The 289-nt window shown below is 54.0% G+C and carries 1 protein-coding gene; it reads right to left on the reverse strand.

The features are described 5' to 3' along the window. A partial coding sequence (locus SB756_RS29325; protein WP_410913059.1) for a hypothetical protein occupies nt 1–289 on the reverse strand: 289 nt, incomplete at both ends.

The raw sequence follows: 289 nt of genomic DNA on the forward strand, positions 1-289 counted from the left end.
GATCGGCCGCTTTTAACGCGTCACTGAGTGAACTCATCAGCGCAGCACGATGCGGTCCAAGGCGATCAAAGGCCCCGGACATGATCAATTTTTCCATTACCCGACGGTTGATCTTTTTGGTGTCGGTACGGGCGCAGAGATCAAACAACTCGCGGAAATAACCGCCTTCGTTACGGGCGTCGATGATCGCTTCGATCGGGCCTTCACCGACGCCTTTGATCGCGCCGATACCGTAAACGATCTCGCCCGCGTCATTAACATGGAACTGATAGAGACCGGAGTTGATATC

Source organism: Pseudomonas sp. SIMBA_068, assembly GCF_046534705.1.
GTDB lineage: Bacteria > Pseudomonadota > Gammaproteobacteria > Pseudomonadales > Pseudomonadaceae > Aquipseudomonas > Aquipseudomonas putida.